11 protein-coding genes are annotated in these 17,795 nt (G+C 72.2%); 4 read left to right on the top strand and 7 right to left on the bottom strand.

Annotated features, from left to right (window positions below):
- The first annotated feature begins 107 nt into the window (after positions 1 to 107).
- Complete coding sequence (locus tag AMK22_RS07435) at positions 108 to 899, top strand: metal-dependent hydrolase (RefSeq protein WP_073782526.1); 792 nt, start codon at positions 108 to 110, stop codon at positions 897 to 899.
- 62 nt (positions 900 to 961) lie between these two features.
- Here the strand turns inward: AMK22_RS07435 and AMK22_RS07430 are convergent, their stop codons facing one another.
- From AMK22_RS07430 to AMK22_RS07410, 5 genes are all read right to left on the bottom strand, one after another.
- Positions 962 to 2,743, bottom strand: coding sequence for an ABC transporter ATP-binding protein (locus tag AMK22_RS07430; protein WP_073782525.1), 1,782 nt, complete (start codon positions 2,741 to 2,743; stop codon positions 962 to 964).
- Positions 2,740 to 4,638, bottom strand: a complete 1,899-nt coding sequence (locus tag AMK22_RS07425) for an ABC transporter transmembrane domain-containing protein (protein WP_073782524.1) — start codon at positions 4,636 to 4,638, stop codon at positions 2,740 to 2,742. The genes AMK22_RS07430 and AMK22_RS07425 overlap by 4 nt, the downstream gene beginning before the upstream one ends.
- Positions 4,639 to 4,824: 186 nt before the next feature.
- Positions 4,825 to 6,321: a Gfo/Idh/MocA family protein gene (locus AMK22_RS07420; protein WP_079185960.1), complete on the bottom strand. Its 1,497-nt coding sequence runs from the start codon at positions 6,319 to 6,321 to the stop codon at positions 4,825 to 4,827.
- Between the two features lie 259 nt (positions 6,322 to 6,580).
- Positions 6,581 to 9,532 (bottom strand): FAD-binding and (Fe-S)-binding domain-containing protein, encoded by a 2,952-nt coding sequence (locus AMK22_RS07415; protein WP_073782523.1) that lies wholly within the window; start codon positions 9,530 to 9,532, stop codon positions 6,581 to 6,583.
- A gap of 94 nt (positions 9,533 to 9,626) precedes the next feature.
- The gene (locus tag AMK22_RS07410) at positions 9,627 to 10,070 is read right to left on the bottom strand and encodes a MarR family winged helix-turn-helix transcriptional regulator (protein WP_073782522.1); all 444 of its coding nucleotides are present in this window, start codon (positions 10,068 to 10,070) and stop codon (positions 9,627 to 9,629) included.
- A 167-nt stretch (positions 10,071 to 10,237) separates the two neighbouring features.
- Between AMK22_RS07410 and AMK22_RS07405 the strand changes: the two genes are divergently transcribed.
- Positions 10,238 to 12,043 carry an ABC transporter ATP-binding protein gene (locus tag AMK22_RS07405; protein WP_073782520.1) on the top strand — a complete coding sequence of 602 codons (1,806 nt, stop codon included), beginning with the start codon at positions 10,238 to 10,240 and terminating at the stop codon, positions 12,041 to 12,043.
- A gap of 296 nt (positions 12,044 to 12,339) precedes the next feature.
- On the opposite strand, the gene AMK22_RS07400 is transcribed toward AMK22_RS07405, so the two are convergent.
- Positions 12,340 to 13,548 carry an NAD(P)-binding domain-containing protein gene (locus AMK22_RS07400; RefSeq protein WP_079185978.1) on the bottom strand — a complete coding sequence of 403 codons (1,209 nt, stop codon included), beginning with the start codon at positions 13,546 to 13,548 and terminating at the stop codon, positions 12,340 to 12,342.
- A 202-nt stretch (positions 13,549 to 13,750) separates the two neighbouring features.
- Here AMK22_RS07400 and AMK22_RS07395 point away from each other — a divergent pair, with 202 nt between their 5' ends.
- Positions 13,751 to 14,173, top strand: a complete 423-nt coding sequence (locus tag AMK22_RS07395; protein ID WP_073782859.1) for a secondary thiamine-phosphate synthase enzyme YjbQ — start codon at positions 13,751 to 13,753, stop codon at positions 14,171 to 14,173.
- A gap of 234 nt (positions 14,174 to 14,407) precedes the next feature.
- Complete coding sequence (locus tag AMK22_RS07390; protein WP_073782518.1) at positions 14,408 to 16,651, top strand: serine/threonine-protein kinase; 2,244 nt, start codon at positions 14,408 to 14,410, stop codon at positions 16,649 to 16,651.
- Positions 16,652 to 16,863: 212 nt separating this feature from the next.
- On the opposite strand, the gene AMK22_RS07385 is transcribed toward AMK22_RS07390, so the two are convergent.
- Positions 16,864 to 17,790: a hypothetical protein gene (locus AMK22_RS07385; protein WP_073782517.1), complete on the bottom strand. Its 927-nt coding sequence runs from the start codon at positions 17,788 to 17,790 to the stop codon at positions 16,864 to 16,866.
- Positions 17,791 to 17,795 lie beyond the last annotated feature (5 nt).

Here is a 17,795-nt window from a genome sequence, read left to right as displayed (position 1 = left end):
GGGAACCGGACGACTGTATGAAGATCACGGACGATACGCTTTCCCACTCAACTCGGCCGCGCCGCAGCGGTCGTGGCGGCGACATGGAACTGGGGGCGGGAAGCACCATGATGGGACCGGCACACTCACTGTCCGGGGCGGCGGCCTGGCTGGGGGTGGGCGCGGCGGTCTCGGCGACGGACCACGCGATGCCGTGGCCGGTGCTCGTCGTCGGGGCGTTGATCACCGCCGGGGCGGCGCTCGCCCCGGACCTCGACCACAAGTCCGCGACGATCTCCCGCTCCTTCGGGCCGGTCTCCCGGTGGCTCTGCGAGGTCGTCGACACGCTCTCGCACGCCGTGTACAAGGCCACCCGGGGCTCCGGCGACCCGCGCAGGAACGGCGGTCACCGGACCCTGACGCACACCTGGCTCTGGGCGGTCCTGGTCGGTGCCGGGGCCTCCCTCGCGGCGATCACCGGCGGCCGGTGGGCGGTCCTCGGGATCCTCTTCGTCCACCTGGTGCTGGCCGTCGAAGGGCTGCTGTGGCGGGCCGCCCGGATGTCCAGCGACGTGCTGGTGTGGCTGCTCGGCGCGACCAGCGCCTGGATCCTGGCGGGCGTGCTGGACCAGCCGGGGAACGGATCGGACTGGCTGTTCACCGCCCCCGGCCAGGAGTACCTGTGGCTCGGGCTCCCGATCGTGCTCGGCGCCCTCGTCCACGACATCGGCGACGCGCTGACCGTCTCGGGCTGCCCGATCCTGTGGCCGATACCGGTGGGCCGCAAGCGCTGGTACCCGATCGGACCGCCGAAGGCCATGCGGTTCAGGGCCGGCAGCTGGGTCGAGCTGAAGGTACTGATGCCCGTGTTCATGGTGCTCGGCGGGCTGGGCGGGGCGGCCGCGCTGAACATCTTCTGACCCGCGCCGCGCGCCCCGGCCGCGGCGGTCGGGGCGCGCGAGGGGCGGCCGGGTCCGCCGCCTCAGCCGTGCCAGGACCGCCACAGCGCCGCGTACGCGCCGTCCGCCGCCACCAGCGCGTCATGGCTGCCCAGCTCGCTGATCCGGCCGTCCTCCACCACCGCGATCACGTCCGCGTCGTGCGCGGTGTGCAGCCGGTGGGCGATCGCCACGACCGTACGGCCCTGCAGAACGCGGGCCAGTGACCGCTCCAGATGCCGGGCGGCCCGCGGATCCAGCAACGACGTGGCCTCGTCCAGCACCAGCGTGTGCGGATCGGCCAGGACCAGCCGGGCCAGGGCGATCTGCTGGGCCTGGGCCGGGGTCAGCGCCAGACCGCCGGAACCGACCTCGGTGTCCAGCCCCTCCTCCAGGGCCCTCGCCCAGCCGTCCGCGTCGACCGCCGCGAGCGACGCCCACAGCTCCGCGTCCTCGGCACCCGCCCGCGCCAGCAGCAGATTGTCCCGCAGCGACCCGACGAACACGTGGTGCTCCTGGTTGACCAGCGCCACATGCGTCCGTACGTCCTCCGCCCTCATCCGCGACAACCGCGCCCCGCCCAGCGTGACCTCACCGGTGCGCGGGGAGTAGATCCCCGCCAGCAGCCGGCCCAGGGTGGACTTGCCCGCCCCGGACGGACCGACCAGCGCCAGACGTGTGCCCGGCGCCACGTCCAGGGACACCCGGTGCAGGACGTCCAGCCCGGCGCGGTAGCCGAAGCGCACCTCGTCGGCCCGTACGTCCCGGCCGTCCGGGACGACCCCGGCGTCGCCCGCGTCCGGTTCGATGTCCCGGACGCCGACCAGTCGCGCCAGCGACACCTGCGCCACCTGCAGCTCGTCGTACCAGCGCAGGATCAGCCCGATCGGGTCGACCATCATCTGCGCCAGCAGCGCACCCGTCGTCAGCTGGCCGACGGTCAGCCAGCCCTCCAGCACGAACCAGCCGCCGAGCATCAGCACCGCACCGAGGATCAGCACATAGGTGGCGTTGATGACGGGGAACAGCACGGAACGCAGGAACAGCGTGTACCTCTCCCACGCGGTCCACTGCCCGACGCGGGTGTCCGACAGGGCCACCCGCCGCGCTCCCAGGCGGTGGGCCTCCACGGTCCGCCCGGCGTCCACCGTCTCCGCGAGGACCGCTGCCACCGCCGCGTATCCGGCGGCCTCCGAACGGTACGCGGAAGGCGCCCGCCGGAAGTACCAGCGGCAGCCCACGACCAGCAGCGGCAGCGCGACCAGGACCGAGAGCGCCAGCGGAGGGGCCGTCGCCGTGAGCGCGGCGATCAGCAGCCCGGCCCACACCACGCCGATCGTCAGCTGCGGCACGGCCTCGCGCATCGCCTCGGCCAGCCGGTCGATGTCCGTGGTGATCCGGGACAGGAGATCGCCCGTACCCGCGCGCTCCAGCACACCCGGCGGCAGCCGCACCGACCGCACGAGGAAGTCCTCGCGCAGATCGGCGAGCATCTCCTCACCGAGCATCGCGCTGCGCAGCCGCATCAGCCGGGTGAAGACCGTCTGCACGACGAGCGCCAGCGCGAACACCGTGACCGTGCGCTCCAGGCGCAGGTCACCGACGCCGTCGGCGAGGTCCTGGACCAGCCCGCCCAGCAGGTACGGGCCGACGACCGAGGCGATCACCGCGACGGCGTTGAACGAGACGAGCAGGGCGAACGGCCCGCGATGGCGCCGCAGCAGCTCCCGCACGTAGCTCCGCACCGTGGCGGGGGTGCCCACCGGCAGGGTCGTCGCCGACTCCGGCGCCGCCGGGTCGTGGGAGGGTCTCGCGACGCCGATCATGCCCGCTCCTCGATTTCCTCGTCGGCTTCGTGCGGGCCCCGGGCGGCCCGGTCAGCGATCTCCTCGTCCGTCTCGCGCGTGACCACCGCCCGGTAGCGCGGTTGCGTGTGCAGCAGTTCACGGTGCGTTCCGACCGCGACGACCGTGCCCCGGCGCACCAGCGCCACCCGGTCCGCCGCGTCGAGCAGCAGCGGCGAGGAGGCGAGCACCACGGTGGTGCGCCCCCGGCGCACCTCCTTGATCCCGGTGGCGACCCCGGCCTCCGTGTGGGAGTCGACGGCCGAGGTCGGCTCGTCGAGGACCAGCACCTCCGGATCCGTCACCAGAGAACGCGCCAGGGCGAGCCGCTGGCGCTGCCCGCCCGAGAGCGAACGGCCGCGCTCGGTGATGCGGGCCGTCATCGGGTCGCCGCCCGAGGCGGTGGGCGCCTGCGCCAGCGCGTCCAGCACATCGCCGCACCGGGCGGCCGACAACGCCTCGTCGGCGGGCACCCGCCCGGACGAAGGGACGTCCAGCAGCTCGCGCAGGGTGCCGGAGAGCAGCACCGGATCCTTGTCCTGGACCAGTACGGCGGTCCGGGCCGTGTCCAGCGGGAGTTCGTCCAGGGCCACGCCCCCGAGGAGGACGGACGGCGGCTGCGGCCCGGTCGCGGCACCGGCCCCCGTACGTTCCGGCACGCCCTCGTCCGGGCCGGTGCCGGTCGCGGTGTCCGTGCCGGCGCCCGTTCCCGCAGGGGCGTGGCCACCGAGCCGTTCGGCCAGGCGGCCCGCCTCGTCCGGATCGCCGCAGACCACCGCGGTGAGCAGACCGGCCGGTGCCAGCAGCCCGGTGACCGGGTCGTACAGGTCGCCGAAAGGCGCGGCTGTGGCAGCCGGGGAGCCGGTGGTCGCGGGCGAGTCGCTGCGGCGCAGCGAGAGCACCCGCACCGCGCGGCGGGCGGAGGGCCGGGAGAAGGAGTACGCCATCGCGATCTCCTCGACGCGACGGAGCGGGAACAGCATCAGCGCCGCCGCGCTGTACACCGTGACCAGCTGCCCGACCTCGATCCGGCCGTCGCGGGCCAGCGCCGCCCCGTACCCGACCAGCGAGATGAGCAGCAGCCCCGGAAGCAGCACCTGGACCGCCGAGATCAGCGACCACATCCGCGCGCTGTGCACCGCCGCCCGGCGGACCTCCTGCGAGGCGTGGCGGTAACGGCCGAGGAACAGCTCCTCGCCCCCGATCCCGCGCAGCACCCGCAGCCCGGCCACGGTGTCCGAGGCCAGCTCGGTCGCCCGTCCCGCCTTCTCGCGCTGGAGATCGGCGCGCCGGGCGGCCCGGGGGAGCAGCGGCAGCACGGCCAGGGCCAGCAACGGCACGGCGAGCGCCACCAGGACGCCCAGCGCGGGCAGATGGACGACGAGCGCCGTGCAGATCAGCACGATCGCGGCGACGGCCGCGACGAAGCGGGAGAGCGCCTCGACGAACCAGCCGATCTTCTCGACGTCGCCGGTGGACACGGCGACGACCTCGCCTGCGGCGACGCGGCGGGTCAGTGCCGAACCCAGCTCCGCCGTCTTGCGCGCCAGCAGTTGCTGGACGCGCGCGGCGGCGGTGATCCAGTTGGTGACGGCGGTCCGGTGGAGCATGGTGTCGCCCAGCGCGATCAGCACGCCCAGGACGGCGAACAGGGCGCCCGACCACGCGAGCCGGGCGCCGGAACGGTCGACGGCCGCCTGTACGGCGAACCCGACCGCGGGCGAGAACCCGGCCAGCGCGCACTGGTGGAGCAGCCCCCACCCCATCGCCTTGAACTGGCCGCGGAGTTGACCGCGCCCCAGCCAGAGCAGGAAACGCGGGCCCGAGCGGACGTCGGGAACGCCGGGATCCGAGTACGGAAGATCGCGAATCTTCATGACGTCCCAGGGGTCGGTGTGCCGGACGGCTCGGAGAAAGCCGCAAACCCGACCCAGGTTGTCCCCGGCCCGGCGGCCGGAGCAATCGATTTTTCCCGGGGGAGTCGTTCTGGACATGCCCCGGCCGCCGCACCGGCGGCGGAGGAGGGCCGCGGAGCCGGGGCCCCGCGGCCCGCGCACGGACCGTCAGATCTGCTCCGGCTGCTCCGAATCCATGCCGGAACGGGCCTTCTTCCATTCACCGCGCGTGAAGTCGGGGATCTGCTGCGGCGCGCCCTTCGCCTTGATGGACAGATGGCTCAGCGGCACGGGCGCCGTCCAGGTCGCCGCGTCGTACACGTCGAAGTCCGGGACGAGGCCCAGCCGCATGCACTGCATCAGCCGGAACACCAGCAGGTAGTCCATTCCGCCGTGTCCGCCCGGCGGGTTGGCGTGTTCCTTCCAGAGCCAGTGGTCCCACTGGGCGTACCGGGAGAAGTCGCCCCAGGCGTCGTTCGTGTGGTCGGGCTCGATGTAGATGCGCGCGGGGTAGTCCTCGAAGACGCCCTTCGTCCCGCCGAGACTGTTGATCCGCGAGTACGGGTGCGGGGTCGACACGTCGTGTTCCAGCCGGATGACCCGGCCCTTGGCGGTCTGGACGAGACTGATCGTACGGTCGGACTCGATGTAGGTCTCCTTCCAGCTCGGGTCGCCGGGCGGCATGTTGTTCCTGCGGTACTCGGCGAGTCCCAGCGACGGGGAGCCGACGCTGGTGATGCTGACCGCACGGTCGCCGCGGTTGATGTCCATGTAGTTGGCGACCGGACCGAAGCCGTGGTTGGGGTAGAGGTCCCCGCGCAGCCGGGTGTGCCACAGTCTGCGCCACGGGCCCTCGTAGTATTCCGGATCGAACATCAGGCCGCGCAGGTCGTGGTTGTACGCGCCCGCGCCGTGCAGCAGATCGCCGAAGAGCCCGGCGTGCGCCATGCGCAGCACACGCATCTCGTTGCGCCCGTAACAGCAGTTCTCCAACTGCATGCAGTGACGCCTGGTGCGCTCGGAGAGGTCGACCAACTCCCAGAGCTCGTCCAGCCGGAGCGCGATCGGGCACTCCACGCCGACGTGCTTGCCGTTCAGCAGGGCGGTCCTCGCCATCTCGAAATGGAAGTCCCAGGGCGTCGCCACGTAGACGAAGTCGATGTCCCCGCGCCTGCAGAGGTTCTCGTAGTCGTTCTCGCCGTTGGTGTAGACGGCGGGCGACGGCTGCCCCGCGGCACCCACCTTCGCCGCCGCTCGCTCGGCCTTGGCCCTGACCGGGTCGCAGACGGCGACGACCCGTACGCCTTCCATGGCGAGGAAGAGGTCGATCATGCTGCCACCGCGGTTGCCGAGCCCGACCAGTCCGACCCGGACGGTGGAGCGCCGGTCGAACGGAACCCCCACCATGGTGCGCCCCTGGCGCCGCGGCGCGGACGCCTGTTCCGCGCCGGCCGACTGCGGGTCCGGGACGGGGGCGGCGGACGCGGTCCCGGCGCCGAGACCGCCGAGCGCGAGCCCGGCACCGGCCACCGAGGCGGTCGTCCACAGGACGGAGCGGCGGCTCATCGGGCCCGGGTCGCCGCTCTCCGCGCCGTGGTGCCGGGGATTCCCGTGCTGCGTGGCGTCGTGCTGCGTACCGTCGTCGTGCTGTGCTGCGTCGTTCATCGATCCTCCAGAAGGGGGGTCTGACGTGCGCGGCCGGTGAATGAACCTCGTGGAGGACCTTGGTCGTCGAGTCCGTCGACGCGCAAGGGGAACGATTGGACTCCTGGTCCCAAACCATGGACTTTCGTGAACCACGGGCCTCGTGCCCGTGCGAAAGCCGGGTGGGACCGGTCATGACCGGACCCACCCGGCGGGTGAGGACGTCGGCGGGCCGTCGGACGACCGGCCGTGAGGCGGTCGCCGGGCGGCCCCGCGCGGGTCAGCGCACGACCGCTCCCGGCCGCGTCGCCCGTTCCAGTTCCATCAGCACGGAGTAGTACGAGTGGCCCGTGGCCCGGTCCATGCCGATCTCGCACATGCGGTTGGCGGAGAGGTACGCGTCGTACTCACGGGTGTTCACCTCCGCCGCCTCCTTGGCCGTGGCCGACTCCGTCAACTCCTTGTGCAGCATCCCGCGGTCGCCCGCGAAGGCGCAGCATCCGGCGTCGTCGGGGATCACGACCTCCTGCGCGCAGGCCTCCGCGACCGTGCGCAACTGCTCCACATCGCCCAGATGCTGCATGGAACACGTCGGGTGCAGCACCGCCGAATCGACCTTGCGGAGCACCGTCAGCCCGGGGAGCAGTTCGTCGGCCGCCCAGACCAGGGAGTCGACGATGGTCAGCTCCCGGTGCAGCTCCCTGTTGTCGTCGGTGAGGTACGGCACCACCTCGTGGGCGATGCCCAGCGTGCACGACGAGGCGTCGACGACCAGGGGCAGCCTGCCGCCGGCCGTCCAGCCCCAGGCCGCTTCCACGATGCGGTTGGCCATCACGGTGTTGCCCTCGTCGTACCCCTTCGAGTGCCAGATCGTCGCGCAGCAGGTGCCCGCGACGTCGTCCGGGATCCACACCGGCTTCCCGGCGCGGGCGGAAACGGCGACGACGGCCTGCGGCAGGGACGGGCCGCGATGGCCCTCCGGGCCGCCGAAGATGCGGTTCACGCACGCCGGGTAGTAGACGGCCTTCGCCCCGACGCGGGAGGTGCGGGGGAGCTTCCGGGCGGCGGCGCCCGGGGTCTCGGGAAGCCATTCGGGCATCAGATCGGGGCGTACGGCCTTGCGGGCGAGCCCGGTGATCGTCTCCAGCGGTCCGTCGCCGATGCGGTCGCCGATCCGGTCGGCCGCGGCGACCGCGAGGCGTGCCGCCGCCTCGACCGCCTTGAAGTTCTTCGCGGTGAGCGCCGCGATCCGCTCCTCGCGCGGCGAGTGCCGACGGTGGCGGAAGTCCTTCATCATGGCGCCCGTGTCGATGCCGACCGGGCAGGCCAGCTTGCACGTCGAGTCGCCCGCGCAGGTGTCGACGGCGTCGTAGCCGTACGCGTCCAGCAGCCGCGACTCCACCGGTGAGCCGCCCGTCTGCCGCATCATCTCCCGGCGCAGCACGATGCGCTGGCGCGGGGACGTGGTCAGGTCGTGGCTGGGGCAGGTGGGTTCGCAGAAGCCGCACTCGATGCAGGGGTCCGCGATCAGTTCCACCTTGGGGATGGTCTTCAGTCCGCGCAGATGGGCCCTGGGGTCGCGGTCGAGGACGATGCGCGGGGCCAGTACCCCGTCCGGGTCGATGACCTGCTTCGTGCGCCACATCAGCTCGGTGGCCTTCGGGCCCCACTCCAGCTCCAGGAACGGGGCGATGTTGCGGCCGGTGGCGTGCTCGGCCTTCAGGGAGCCGTCGAAGCGTTCCACCGTCAGTCGGCAGAAGTCGTCCATGAACGCGGCGTAGCGCTCGACGTCGGACGGCTTCGCCGCGTCGAAGGCGAGCAGGAAGTGGAGGTTGCCGTGCGCCGCGTGCCCGGCGACGGCGGCGTCGAAACCATGTTCCGCCTGGAGCGCGAGCAGGGCCTCGCAGGCCTCGGCCAGCCGGGAGGGAGGCACCGCGAAGTCCTCCGTGATCAGCGTCGTCCCCGAGGGCCGCGATCCGCCGACCGCGGTGACGAACGCCTTGCGGGCCTTCCAGTAACCCGAGATGACCTGGGCGTCACGGGTGAACTCATTGGTCACCGAGGCCACCGGCGCGACCAGGTCGAGCCCCTCGACGACGGACGCGGCGGCCCGCTCGTACGCCTCCTGTCCCGCTTCGTCCGGGGCCCGGAACTCCACCAGCAGCGCCGTGGTCTCCTTCGGGAGCCCGGCCCAGTCCGCGGGCACGCCCTGGACGCTTACCGACGCGCGCAGCGTGTTGCCGTCCATCAGCTCGACGGCGATCGCCCCCGCCGCGTTGAAGTGCGGCACGGCCGCCGCCGCCGCGGTCAGGGAGGGGAAGAACAGCAGGCCGGTGGAGACGCGCCGGTCCAGCGGAAGCGTGTCGAAGACGACCTCGGAGATGAAGCCGAAGGTGCCCTCGGAGCCGACCATCAGCCCCCGCAGGATCTCGACGGGCGTCGACCCGTCCAGGAAGGCGTCGAGGCGGTAGCCGTTGGTGTTCTTGATCTCGTACTTGGCCCGGATGCGCGCGGTCAGCTCGGCGTCCGCCTCGATCTCCGCCTTCAGCGCCAGCAGTTCCTCGCAGAGCCGGGGCTCGGCCCGGGCCAGGTCCTCGTCCGCCGAGGGGGCGCCCGTGTCGACGACCGTGCCGCTCGGCAGGACGAACGTGAGGGAGGAGACGGTGCGGTACGAATTGCGGGTCGTGCCCGCTGTCATGCCCGAGGCGTTGTTGGCGACGACTCCGCCGACCGTGCAGGCGATGGCACTGGCCGGGTCGGGGCCGAGCAGCCGGCCGTGGCGGGCGAGCGTGGCGTTGGCCCGCACGATCGTCGTCCCGGGCCGGACACGGGCGCGTGCGCCGCCGTCCAGCACCTCGATGCCCGCCCAGTGGTGGCGCACGTCGACCAGGATGTCCTCGCCCTGCGCCTGGCCGTTCAGGCTGGTGCCCGCCGCACGGAAGACGACCTCGCGGCCGTTGTCGTGCGCGTACGACAGGATCGCCGCGACGTCGGCGATGTCCTCCGGGACCACGACGACCTGGGGCACGAACCGGTAGGGGCTGGCGTCGGAGGCGTACTTCACCAGGTCGGAGACCTTCCACAGCACCTTCTCGGCCCCCAGCAGGCCGATCAGTGCGCTGCGGAGCGGTTCGGGCGTGCCCGGGGACCGCCGGTCGGGGACCCGGTCCGGGGACGGCGTGCGCACCGCACCGGGACGCAGTGCTTCGGGCTTCGGCTCCAGCAGCGGCATGTCGGGCTCTCCTCGGCGGTTCTGTTCTGTTCGTTCGGTACGTCCGGCCGGTGCGTGCCGGGCACGGACCGGCCGGACGCGCGTTCCCACAGGTTTAGCAGCGACGCTCCGGCATGCCGTTGACCAGGGCGGACAACAGCCCGCCGAGCACCTCGCGCTGATCGGTGGTCAATGGGGCCAGGATCTCCTCCGCGGCGGCCCGGCGCGCGTCGCGCAGCGACCGGAGGGTGGCGAGACCCTCCTCGGTGATCTCGATCCGGATCACCCGGCGGTTGTCCGGGTCGGGGGCGCGGCGCACCCGGCCGCTCGCCTCCAGGCCGTCGACCAGACTCGTCACGGCGCGCGGGACGACGTCCAGCCGCTGGGCCAGATCCGCCATCCGGGGCGGCCCGTCGTAATGGGCCACGATGCGCAGCAGCCGGAACTGCGCGGGAGTGATGCCGATCGGCTCCAGCTGGCGACTCTGGATCCGCTGGAGCCTGCGGGTCACCCGCAGCAACTGCTCGGCGAGTACGCCGTCTGCGTCGGAGGAGTCCATGACGGAATAATATCAGGACCACATTCATTGTGAGTGAAGGTAACAATGAGCTAAGCTCTCGAAATGCTGGAGACCCGGCCCTCGATCCGGACCCGAACCACCCCGGGGCCGGATGCCGGACCGGCCGGACCCCGGGTCCCCACGACCCCGCACCGTCGAAGGAGCCCATGAAACCCGACGAAATCAACTGGACGCCCCCGCCCCGGGACGAAGAACACCCGCCCGCCGAGGTGCGTCGCATCCTGCGCCTGTTCCGTCCCTACCGAGGCCGACTCGCCCTGGTGGCGCTGCTCGTCGGAGCCTCGTCCCTGGTGTCGGTCGCCTCGCCGTTCCTGCTGCGCGAGATCCTGGACACCGCCATTCCGCAGGCGCGCACGGGACTGCTGTCGCTGCTCGCCCTCGGGATGATCGTGGCCGCCGTGATGAACGGCGTCCTCGGGGTCCTGCAGACGCTGATCTCCACCACGGTCGGCCAGCGCGTCATGCACGATCTGCGCACCGCGGTCTACGCCCAGTTGCAGCGCATGCCGCTCGCCTTCTTCACCCGGACGAGGACCGGCGAGGTGCAGTCCCGCATCGCCAACGACATCGGCGGCATGCAGGCGACCGTCACCTCCACCGCGACCTCGCTGGTCTCCAACCTCACCGCGGTCGTCGCCACGGTCGTCGCCATGCTGGCGCTCGACTGGCGGCTCACCCTGGTCTCGCTGCTCCTGCTGCCGGTCTTCGTGTGGATCAGCCGCAAGGTCGGCCGCGAACGCAAGAAGATCACCACCCGCCGCCAGAAGCAGATGGCCGCCATGGCCGCGACGGTCACCGAGTCGCTCTCCGTCAGCGGCATCCTGCTCGGCCGCACGATGGGCCGGGCGGACTCCCTCACCAAGGGCTTCGCCGAGGAGTCGGAGAAGCTGGTCGACCTCGAAGTGCGTTCCAGCATGGCCGGGCGGTGGCGGATGGCGACGATCGGCGTCGTCATGGCCGCCATGCCCGCCGTCATCTACTGGGCGGCGGGGCTGGCCCTGGGATCGGGCGGTCCGGCCGTCTCCATCGGCACGCTCGTCGCCTTCGTCTCGCTCCAGCAGGCGCTGTTCCGGCCGGCCGTGAGCCTGCTCTCCACCGGAGTGCAGATGCAGACGTCCCTCGCGCTCTTCCAGCGGATCTTCGAATACCTCGACCTCGACGTGGAGATCAACGAGCCCGAGCACCCCGTCCGGCTGGAGAGGATCCGCGGAGAGGTCCGCTTCGAGCACGTCGACTTCAGTTACGACGAGAAGAACGGTCCGACCCTCAGCGACATCGACGTGACCGTACCGGCGGGCGGCAGCCTGGCGATCGTCGGACCCACCGGGTCGGGCAAGTCCACCCTCAGCTACCTCGTGCCCCGGCTCTATGACGTCACAGGCGGCCGGGTCCTGATCGACGGCGTCGACGTGCGCGAGCTCGACTTCGACACCCTGGCGCGGGCCGTGGGGGTGGTCTCCCAGGAGACGTACCTCTTCCATGCCTCGGTCGCCGACAACCTGCGCTTCGCCAAACCGGACGCGACCGACACCGAGATCGAGGCGGCCGCCCGCGCGGCGCAGATCCACGACCACATCGCCGCACTGCCCGACGGCTACGACACCCTGGTCGGGGAGCGGGGCTACCGCTTCTCGGGCGGCGAGAAGCAGCGCCTGGCCATCGCCCGTACCATCCTGCGCGATCCGCCGGTGCTGGTGCTCGACGAGGCGACGAGCGCCCTGGACACCCGTACGGAATTTGCGGTTCAGGAAGCGATCGACGCGCTTTCCGCGGGCCGTACCACCATCACCATCGCCCACCGGCTCTCCACCGTCCGCGACGCGGACCAGATCGTCGTCCTCGACGGCGGTCGCGCGACCGAACGCGGCACCCACGACGAGCTGCTCCGGCAGGACGGCCGCTATGCCGCGCTCGTCCGGCGCGACAGCCGACTGGCCCCGGTGGCCACCTGACCCCGGTGGCGACCTGATCGGCGAGGCCGGGTGTGCGGTCCCGAGTGGCCCGTACACGCGGCGGCGCCGCCGATCCCGTGGGACGGGGAGCGACGGCGCCGGGCGGAACAACGATCAGACGAGCCAACCCACGAAGTGGACGATGCCGGCGAGCAGGTTGGTGAGGATGTTCATGAGGATTTTCTCCTTGTACATGGTGCATATGTGGGACAGCGCAGTCGCGGTCTGCAGCCCGTTGCTTGCGCCCTGTAATCATCATCCGTCGCGGGGGCGCTGAGCAACGAAATGCGAAACGATCACGCGTTCCAGCGAACATCCGATCCCGTGTTCGTGTGTTCTGTGAGTTGAGCTGTCTGTCGTACCGGTCGACGGGTCCGCGGCAGGACGGCATGGATCGCGCCCGCTTCCGGGGCCGAAGCCGTTTCCGAGGCCGTGCCCGCGCGGCCGACGCCGGTTGCCGGTGTCGCGAGGAGCCGCATGATCTCGCGCACCGCGGCCCGCCCGGCCCGGTTGGCGCCGATGGTGCTGGCGGACGGCCCGTATCCGACGAGATGGACGCGTGCGTCCCTGACCGCCCGCGTGCCGTCGAGCCCGATGCCGCCGCCGGGTTCGCGCAGCCTCAGCGGCGCGAGGTGATCGATGGCGGCCCGGAACCCGGTCGCCCAGAGGATGACGTCGGCGTCGACCGTCCGGCCGTCGTCCCAGGCGACCCCGGTCGGCGTGATCCGGTCGAACATCGGCAGCCGGTCCAGCACTCCCTCCGCGCGGGCCCGTCGCACGGCGTCGTTCAACGGAAGGCCGGTCACGCTCACCACGCTCTGCGGCGGCAGTCCGCGACGTACCCGTTCCTCCACCAGCGCCACGGCGGCCCGGCCCCGGTCCTGGTCGAACGGTCCCTCCCGGAAGACCGGCGGCCGACGCGTCACCCAGTACGTCCCGGCCGCCACTTCGGCGATCTCCATGAGGTGCTGGGTGCCGGAGGCACCGCCGCCGACCACCACCACCCGCAGACCGGCGAACGCGTCGGGCCCGGGGTAGTCCGCCGTGTGCAACTGCCGCCCGCGGAAGCTCTCCTGCCCCGGGTAGCGCGGCCAGAACGGGCGGTCCCAGGTGCCGGTGGCGTTGATCAGGGCGCGGGTGGCGTACGTGCCCTCGGACGTCTCGACGAGCAGTCGGCCGCCGTCGCCCTCGCGCACCGCGCTCACGTCCACCGGCCGGTGGACCCGCAGGTCGAAGGCGCGCTCGTAGGAGTCGAAGTACGCGCCGATCACCTCGGAGGAGGGCCGGTCGTCGTCGGCGCCGGTCAGCTCCATGCCGGGAAGCGCGTGCATGCCGTGCACCTTGCCGTACGTCAGCGAGGGCCAGCGGAACTGCCAGGCGCCACCGGGGCGCGGCGAGTGGTCCAGTACGACGAAGTCGCGGTCGGGTTCCAGGCCCGCGCGCCGCAGATGGTAGGCGCCGGACAGGCCCGCCTGTCCGGCGCCGATCACGACGACATCGACCATGTGCGCTGCGGCCACCTCAGTGTTGTTCACGCTTCTACTAACCGTGCCGACGGTGAGGATCTTCCTGCGCCGCCGCGAAAGCCCCGTTCGGCGGAACCCCGCGCGTTCCCGCGCGGAAGGCGCGTTTGGGTGCGGAAGGCGCGTTTGGGTGCGGAAGGCGTGGACGGCGCGACCTCGCCGTGAGGGCGGCAAGATGGGAGGCATGTCATCCCCCTTCAGCACCAGCGTCCTGCGCATCACCACCGGGACGACGGAGACCGTCACCGATCTGACGCGTCACTGCGAGGAGTTCCTCGCCCGGACCGCCGCCGCCAGGGACGGGCTGCTCAATGTCTTTGTGCCGCATGCGACCGCCGGAATCGCCGTGCTCGAAACGGGTTCCGGCAGTGACGAGGATTTGCTCGCGGCCCTGCACTCCCTGCTGCCCGCCGACGACCGCTGGCAGCACCGTCACGGCTCGCCCGGACACGGACGCGATCACGTGCTGCCCGCCCTCGTGCCCCCGCACGCGACGCTGCCGGTGATCGGCGGACGACTCGGACTGGGGACGTGGCAGTCGGTGTGCCTGGTCGACACCAACAAGGACAATCCCGACCGTCAGGTGCGACTGAGCTTCGTCGGTTAGTCCATCGCTTCGTCGGTCCGTGGCGACGGGCCGCACCGTGCGGTGTTCCACGACACGACGGACCTCCGTCATGCTCTTGGCGGGGCTTCGTCGTGTGCGGCACGGGAGCAGCTCTGGGCTTCCTGTTCGTCACCCGCTTTGCTGTGCCGTACTGCCCTGCGGCTAGTTTGTGTGCAGGACAGGTACGCAGGCCCCTGGTGGCAGAGGTGCACGGGGGACGGGAGGGCGGGAAGAGTGTCGCTGCGCGGAGGTGATCCGGTCGAGATCGGCGGTTATCCGCTTGAGGCTCGGCTCGGCTCGGGTGGCATGGGCACGGTCTTTCTGGCCCGTACGAGTTCGGGGCGACCTGTCGCGATCAAACTGATCCACCAGCAGTTCGCGGGGGACGACGAGTTCCGCATCCGTTTCCGGCAGGAGGTGGCGGCGGCGAGGCGGGTGAGCGGCGCGTTCACCGCCGCCGTGGTCGATGCTGCCCCTGAGGCCGAGCAGCCGTGGATGGCGACGACCTATATCGAGGGGCACACGCTCGCCCAGCACATCGCCACGAAGGGCCCGCTGAACGGAGCGGAGCTGAGGAGGCTCGCCATCGGGCTGGCGGAGGCACTGCGCGACATCCACCGGGTGGGGGTCGTCCACCGTGACCTGAAGCCCTCGAACGTCGTGCTCTCGCCCGAGGGCCCGCGCGTCATCGACTTCGGCATTTCGCGCGCCGTGGACCAGCAGACGTTGACGATGACAGGGCGGGTCATCGGTACGCCGCCCTTCATGTCGCCGGAGCAGTTGCAGGCGCCGCGTGGTGTGGGGCCGCGGTCCGATGTCTTCTCGCTGGGGACGCTGCTGGTCTACTCGGCGACGGGCCGCGGGCCGTTCGATGCGGACAGCCCATACATGACGGCATATCAGGTGGTGCACGAGGAGCCGTCGCTGGGCGCCGTGCCGGCGGCTTTGCGCGCGGTCGTCGAATCATGCCTGGACAAGGAGCCCGAGGGACGCCCTTCCGCGGACGAACTCCTCGTGCTGCTGCGGGACCTGCCGGCCGACCTCGGTGGGACCGACGCGAACGGGGTCGGCGCGGGCTGCACCCGCGACGTGATCACTCAGCATCACTTCGCGACGCAGGACACCCCGGCGCCGTCAGCCCCGACCACCGCCCCGGCCGGTCCCGGCACAGGGAGCACCGGCACCCCCGTCGGCCGCCGTCTGCGTCGCCGATGGCGTCCTGTGCTCGCGGCCGCGGTCGCGGTGGCGGCGATCGGCGGGGGAGCCGCCGCGCTGAAGGCGGGCGGCTTCGGGGGGAACGATGGCGGCGGCAAGGGCAACGGCGTCGTGACGCCGGGTGCCGCGCTTCCGGACGGTTTCGAGCCGTGGCGCAGGACCGTGCAGGGCGGTCGTGAGGACATCCCCGACGAACTGCGTTGCGTCGCGCGCGGCGACGCGCTGTTCTGCGGGGGCGGCGGTGTCGTCGCGACCCGTATCAGGACCCTGGACGGCTCGCGGGTGTGGACGGCGAAGAGCCCGGGTGTCCCCGTCCAGGGCATGCACCTGGTGGGCGTCACCGGCGACACGGTGCTCGGATACCGCATCGCCGCCCAGGACGCCCCGCAGGACCCTCCCAGCGAGGTGGTGGCCATCGACGCCGACAACGGCCGGGAGCTGTGGTCCGTGCCGTCCGGCGCCCAGTCGATGGCCGTCACGGGTCGGAGCCAGGACGCCCTCGTGGTCGGCTCCGCCGTCGTGACGGTCGACGCTTCCAACTCCCGCTTCGAGGCCCGGGACGCGCACAGCGGTGAGATCGCCTGGACGACGTCGTTCCCCGCGGGTGCGCAGTGCGCTCCCGTCCCGGTGGGCCCACAGCTCCTCGCGATGTGCGCGACGGATGCGGAGGTGGATGCCTTGGAGGTGCGCCACCCCACCCTGCGCACGGTCGACCGATCCTCGGGGGCACTGGGCGGGCCCATCGCGGTCGACGGCCCCGCCGTGCCGATGGGCGTCGCCGACGGCAGGCTCGTACTCCTTCAGGGACACAAGGAAGGAGCGACACTGGCCGGCTACGACGGGGTGGCGCGGGTGGACCCGGCCTCCCGGAAGGTCACGTACTCCCGGCTGGCCGAGACATACGCGGGGACGCCCGGCATGGCGGACGGCACCGTCTACGTGAGCGGGCAGACCGGTCTCGTCACGGCGCTCGACCCCGCGACCGGCCGGAAGAAGTGGTCGCGGCAGACTGCCGTGGAGGGTGCGTCGGGTCCCGTCGCGGGAGCCGACGCGCTGTACTTCAGCTCGGCCACCGGCCGGGTGGTCGCACTGGCGCCGTACGACGGCAAATCCCTGTGGACGACGGACCCGCGGGCCGATGGTCTGACGGGCGAGCAGGGTGCGAGCCCGCGCGTGACCGTTTCGGGGCGTACGGTGATCGTGGCCGCGGCCAAGAACACCCTCTTCGCCTTCGACGCGCAGAAGCCGCCGAAGTCGGGCTGACCCGGGCGGCACCGGGCGCCGCCGCCTTCCCCGCCGTGTGGACACCTCGGCGGCTCGCCCGGTCGCCCACGCGGCCGGCGCCGAGGTGCCCTTCCGCGCGCCTCGGCCTCCTGGGCCGACCGGGGCCGCTCACCGACCGGGACCGCTCAACGACCGGGGCCGCTCACCGGCCGGGCCACGGCGGGTGCGTCGGTGTCACGGACCGGCGGCGGTCACTCGGCCTTTCTGAACACCGCAGACATCCCGTCCCCCGTGTCATGGGCCAGCAGCCCCTGTGCCTCCGGCGGGAGCAGGCCGACCCGGGTGGCCAGTTCGCGGCCGTGGACGTCGACGGCGGCCTCGACGAGGCCCGCCAGTGCGTCCAGGGCGGTGCGCGCACGGGAGCGGGCCACGGCAGCGCAGCCGAGGGCGGCCAGGACGGCAGGCCACCACCAGCAGGCGAGCAGGGCGTAGCCGACGGCCCAGGCGGCGAGGCGGGCGGCGGCGCTGAAGGAGTCGTGGGCCGACTGGATGTGGCGTACGGCGGGTTCGGGGAGGACCAGCCACAACCGGGGCCAGAGGGCGGCGAGGTCCACTCCGTAGGCCGCCTCGACACGGTCGGCCGTTGCCTGCATGCGGTCGCCGTACCAGGTGGGGCGGGCCGGTTCGCGCAGTGCGACACGGTCGCGGGCCTCGGTGAGGGACTGGATCCGGGCCAGTGTGCCGCTCGGGACCGTCACCGTGTCGTCGGGCCCGGCACCTGTCCAGCCGGCGCGGCCGACGGCCGCGCCGAGCCGCGCGTCCCTCTCCCTCCACCTGCGGACGCGGCGGACGGTGAGGGCGCGCGAGAGCGGGTCCCGGCCGAAGCGCAGCCAGTACCGCTCGATCACGCCGCCGAGGAACTGCGCGGCGAGCGAGGCCGCCGTCGCGGCGAGCAGGATGAGGGCGACCAGGAGCGCGGCGGTGCCCGCGCGGTCGAGGGCGGGCCTGGTGGCGAGGTCGTCCAGAGCGGTGCGCAGCCGGTCGATGTCGTGCCAGTGGCGGTGACCCAGGGCGGTGCCGACGGCCGTGACGGCGAGGAAGAGCGCGCCCGGGAGCACCAGCAGGTTCAGCCAGCGTTCGGTGAGTTTGCCGCCCAGGGTGGCGAGGAGGGGATTCACGGGAG

The organism is Streptomyces sp. CB01580 (genome assembly GCF_001905795.1).
In the GTDB taxonomy this organism is placed as follows: Bacteria; Actinomycetota; Actinomycetes; order Streptomycetales; family Streptomycetaceae; genus Streptomyces.
This window is presented reverse-complemented; position numbering and strand designations above follow the sequence as displayed.